Source organism: Actinomadura sp., from assembly GCF_044508335.1.
GTDB lineage: Bacteria > Actinomycetota > Actinomycetes > Streptosporangiales > Streptosporangiaceae > Spirillospora.
The window spans coordinates 1-4326 of the sequence record NZ_JBIQHY010000166.1; the positions used below are offsets into that span (position 1 = coordinate 1).

Annotated in this window: 6 protein-coding genes; 2 read left to right on the top strand and 4 right to left on the bottom strand. The window is 73.3% G+C overall.

The genetic code is table 11. The features are described 5' to 3' along the window. Positions 1-50: 50 nt before the first annotated feature. The 3 genes from ACIWVC_RS32435 to map are packed head-to-tail and all read right to left on the bottom strand — an operon-like array spanning position 51 to position 2683. Positions 51-1064 (bottom strand): DNA polymerase ligase N-terminal domain-containing protein, encoded by a 1014-nt coding sequence (locus ACIWVC_RS32435; RefSeq protein WP_396455015.1) that lies wholly within the window; start codon positions 1062-1064, stop codon positions 51-53. Positions 1065-1083: 19 nt separating this feature from the next. Continuing rightward, complete coding sequence (locus ACIWVC_RS32440) at positions 1084-1773, bottom strand: ComEA family DNA-binding protein (RefSeq protein ID WP_396450744.1); 690 nt, start codon at positions 1771-1773, stop codon at positions 1084-1086. A 58-nt stretch (positions 1774-1831) separates the two neighbouring features. Beyond that, positions 1832-2683: a type I methionyl aminopeptidase gene (gene map / locus ACIWVC_RS32445; RefSeq protein WP_396450745.1), complete on the bottom strand. Its 852-nt coding sequence runs from the start codon at positions 2681-2683 to the stop codon at positions 1832-1834. Positions 2684-2751: 68 nt separating this feature from the next. On the opposite strand from map, the gene ACIWVC_RS32450 reads away from it, so the two are divergent. Further along, entirely contained in the window at positions 2752-2928 is a 177-nt protein-coding gene (locus tag ACIWVC_RS32450) for a hypothetical protein (RefSeq protein ID WP_396450747.1), read from the top strand. 17 nt (positions 2929-2945) lie between these two features. Here the strand turns inward: ACIWVC_RS32450 and ACIWVC_RS32455 are convergent, their stop codons facing one another. After that, on the bottom strand, positions 2946-3512 hold the full coding sequence (locus ACIWVC_RS32455; protein WP_396450763.1) for a hypothetical protein: 567 nt from the start codon (positions 3510-3512) through the stop codon (positions 2946-2948). Positions 3513-3634: 122 nt separating this feature from the next. Here ACIWVC_RS32455 and npdG point away from each other — a divergent pair. Beyond that, on the top strand, positions 3635-4326 hold a 692-nt coding region (gene npdG / locus ACIWVC_RS32460; RefSeq protein ID WP_396450749.1), incomplete at its 3' end, for an NADPH-dependent F420 reductase.

A 4326-nucleotide genomic window follows, 5' to 3' on the forward strand; every position in this document is an offset into this window, starting at 1 on the left:
GACGAGCTGGAGAAGGGCAACGCCGTCCAGCGCAGGATCACCGTGGCGTACTAGGACGGGACGAAGCGCCAGGCGCCGGACTCCTCGCCCGGCTCGTACGGGGAGTCCAGGCGCTTGGCGAGGACGCCCGGCAGCCCCTGGGCGCGGGCCGCGTCCCGCACGGCGTCGCCGTCGCCGGGGAACCAGGGCGCCGTCTGCCACGACGGCCCCGACAGCCCGAGGTCGTCGAGCCGCTCCCGCCGCTCCCGGTACGGGACGTCCAGCAGCGGATGCCCGTCCAGGTGCAGCACATCGTAGATCATGTAGGTCTCGCGGCCGTCCAGGACGGCCAGCTCACCGTCGAGCACGGTGCGCCGGGCGCCCAGCGCGGCACCGAGCCGGGAGCCGAGCCCGGCGGGGCCGTCCACGGCGCGGCCCCGGGCGTCGGTGAACCGGGTCCGGCCGCCCTCGACGTAGGCGGGCATCCGCCGGCCGCCCCAGGCGAACTCGAAGCCCCAGGCGTCCTGGTCGCGGGGCAGCCGGGCCTTCTCCACCGCCGCCATCGGGAGCACCGACTCCGGCAGCGGCTCGGCGTCCGGGTCGGCCGGCGGGTCCATCCGGTGGATCATCCAGTTCCTGCCGCGCGTCCGGAACAGCACGTACCGGCCGGAGACCCGCGAGCCGTGGACGACGATCTTCACCTCGCGCTCGGACCACTTCTCGGTCTCGTACGTCCCGCGGTCCCAGACGGTCATCCGCCCGGCGCCGTACTCGCCGCGCGGGATCTCCCCCTCGAACGCGGCGTACTCCAGCGGATGGTCCTCGGTGCGGACGGCGAGGTGGTTCGTCTCCGGGCTCCACGGCAGCCCCTTCGGGACGGCCCACGACACGAGCACCCCGTCGCGTTCGAGCCGCAGGTCCCAGTGCAGGCTGGTCGCGTGGTGCTCCTGAACGACGAACGTGTCGTCGTTCCCCTGCGGGAGGGCCTTCTCGTCGGGGACGGGCTCCGGCGTCCTGCCCGGGTCGCGCCTCTCCCGGTACTCGGCCAGCCGGTCGCCGCCGCCCTTGCGCTTCTTGGGGGCCACGCGGGGGGCATACCCGAGATCAGCGGATGAAGACGGCGTAGTCGGCGACGTCGCTCGTGAGGGACGGCGGCAGCCCGGCGACGGCGGACAGCTCCTCGGCGGACATGAAGCCGCCCGTCTCCGCGCGCACCCGCTCGATCTTCTCCGCCAGCTCCGGGGTGATGCCGGGCAGCAGCGTCAGCGCCTCCGCCGGGGCGTGGTTGACGTCGACGAGCCCGCCGTCGTTGTACTGGCGGGGCAGGTCGGGACGTCCGATCCGCAGCTCCTTGGCGAGGCCGGGATCGGCCGCGGCCAGCTCCCGCGCCTTCTCCCGCAGCAGCCGGCGCCGCTTGACCCGCTCGACCACGGCCTCGTTGTCGACCGACGACAGCCCGTGCGGGTCGAACACCCGGCGCCGGATCAGGAACGCGTGCCCGCACCCCACCACGGCGAGGACGAACAGCAGCACCCCGACCGTGCGCTCGGTGCCCTCGTCCTTGCCGATGTCGGGGAGGAGGAACATCGCCGCCGCGAAGACCCCGAGGTACGCGGCCGTGGACACCATCAGATGCAGGCTGCGCCGCCACAGCGCCGCCGCCGCGAACGTGAACGGCGTGGCGTAGCCGAGGGTCAGGAACGGCAGCGCCGCCCACGTCACGCTCAGCGCGGCGCGCCCCGGCGGCATGCTGTCGGACGGAACGCGCGGCTCGTACGGCGCTGGGGCGTTCATCTCCAGAGACTCTCCCGGCCGGAGGGGGGACGAATCAGACCCTAGATCAACAGGGATGTCACGGCAGGGTGAGGATTTCGTGGCCGTCCTCGGTCACCAGCAGCGTGTGCTCGAACTGCGCGGTGCGCTTGCGGTCCTTGGTGACGACCGTCCAGCCGTCCGGCCACATGTCGTACTCGTGGGTGCCGAGCGTCAGCATCGGCTCGACCGTGAACGTCATGCCCGGCTCGATGATCGTCGTCGCGTGCGGGTCGTCGTAGTGCGGGACGACCAGCCCGGAGTGGAACGTCGTGCCGATGCCGTGCCCGGTGAAGTCGCGGACGACCCCGTACCCGAACCGCTTGGCGTAGGACTCGATGACCCGGCCGATCACGTTCAGCGCGCGCCCCGGCTTGACCGCGCGGATGCCGCGCATGGCCGCCTCGCGGGTGCGCTCCACCAGCAGCCGCGACTCCTCGTCGACGTCGCCGCACAGGAACGTCGCGTCGGTGTCGCCGTGCACGCCGTCGATGTACGCGGTGATGTCGATGTTGATGATGTCGCCGTCGCGCAGGACCGTGTCGTCCGGGATGCCGTGGCAGATCACCTCGTTGATCGAGGTGCACAGCGACTTCGGGAACCCGCGGTACCCGAGCGTGGACGGGTAGGCGCCGTGGTCGAGCATGAACTCGTGCCCGATGCGGTCGAGCTCGTCGGTGGTGATGCCCGGCCGGACGTGCCGGCCCACCTCCTGGAGCGCCTGCGCGGCGATCTTCCCCGCCACCCGCATCTTCTCGATGATCTCGGGGGTCTTGACGTCGGGCTCGCCGGTCTTCGGCCGCTTCTTCCCCACGTACTCCGGGCGCGGGATGCTCGACGGGACCTTGCGCATCGGGGAAACGCGTCCGGGCCGGAGCAGCTGGGTCGTCATAGTGATGCAGTGTAGTAAGCGCGATCGGGGCAACGAATCCCCCGCGAGCGCGATCGAGAGGAGTGCCGATGGCCGGTGACGACGGCGACTGGTGGTTCTGCCTGAAGCACATGAAGCCCGAGCACGGGCCCGGCTGCCCCGGCAAGGACCGGATGGGCCCGTACGCGTCCGAGAGCGAGGCCGCGAACGCGCTCGCGCTGGCCCGCGAGCGCAACGAGGCGTGGCGCCGCGAGAACGAGGACTGACCCCCCGGGGACGCCCCTCAGTCGACGACGGGGCCGGACACCGCGTCGAGGAGCCTGGCGAGGCGGTGCCGGAGCCCGCGCGGCGATCGCGCGGGCTCCTGCCCGGCCGCCGCGCTGACGAGGTGCTGGGCGCCGTCGAACGAGATGAGCGCCTCGTCCGGCGGGACGGTCAGCGCCTCGTGGGCGAGGCCGCGCAGCTCCTTGTCGCCGCCCTCCAGCGCGAGGACGGTCGCCCCCGTGCGGCGCGCGTCGTCCACCCGCTCCAGCAGCGGGACGGGCGCGTCCTCCTCGGCGACGACGAACAGCGTCTCGCCGCGCCGCGCCGCCTCCAGCCGCTCCAGCCCCACGCGCAGGTGGGCGGGCGCGTCCGCGGGCGGCGTCCAGCGCACCAGCGTCGGCGCGAGGCCGGGGACGCCGCCGAGCCGGCTCTCGTCGTCCAGGTGCGCCGCCAGGTGCCACGGGTCGCCGCCGGGCGTGCCGACCAGCAGCAGCCCGCCCGGGGTCCGGGAGGTGACCCGCAGCGCGCGGCCGAACTCCTGGGTCCGCTCCAGCCAGCCCGTCGCCGACAGGACCTCGCGCAACATGGTGATCTGCTCGGCGTCCACGGCCACAATGGTGCCGCACCGCGCGTCCCGATCAGTCTGTTTCCGGTGATGAGGGAGCCCGGCGCGCGGCCGCCGGAGGCGGGTTTGGCAGACTCGGCGGCATGACTGAGCAGCAGCAGAAGACCCCGTACGACCTCCCCGACCCGAGCGGCCTGTCGATCGGCATCCTCGGCGGCACCGGCGACCAGGGCAAGGGGCTCGCACGGCGGTTCGCGCTGGCCGGGCACCGGGTGACGATCGGGTCGCGCCGCGCCGAGCGCGCCCAGGCCGCCGCCGACGAGCTGTCCGGCGGGCAGGGCGCGGACCTTCCCGTCTCCGGCGCCGAGAACGCGGTGGCGGCCGGGGAGTCGGACGTGGTGATCGTCGCGGTTCCGTGGGACGGCCACAAGGCCACGCTGGAGTCGCTGCGCGCCGAGCTGACCGGCAAGATCGTCGTGGACTGCGTGAACCCGCTCGGCTTCGAGAAGGGCAAGGGCGCGTTCGCGCTGCCGGTCGAGGAGGGCAGCGCCGCCGAGCAGGCCGCCGCCGTGCTGCCGCAGAGCCGCGTCGTGGCCGCGTTCCACCACGTCTCCGCCAAGCTGCTGCTCGACCCCGGCGTGGACGAGATGGAACTGGACGTCCTGGTCCTCGGCGACGACCGCGAGGCCACCGACCTCGTCCAGGCGCTCGCGGGCCGCATCCCCGGCATGCGCGGCGTCTACGGCGGCCGGCTGCACAACGCCCGCCAGATCGAGGCGTTCACCGCGAACCTCATCTCCATCAACCGCCGCTACAAGGCCCACGCCGGGCTGCG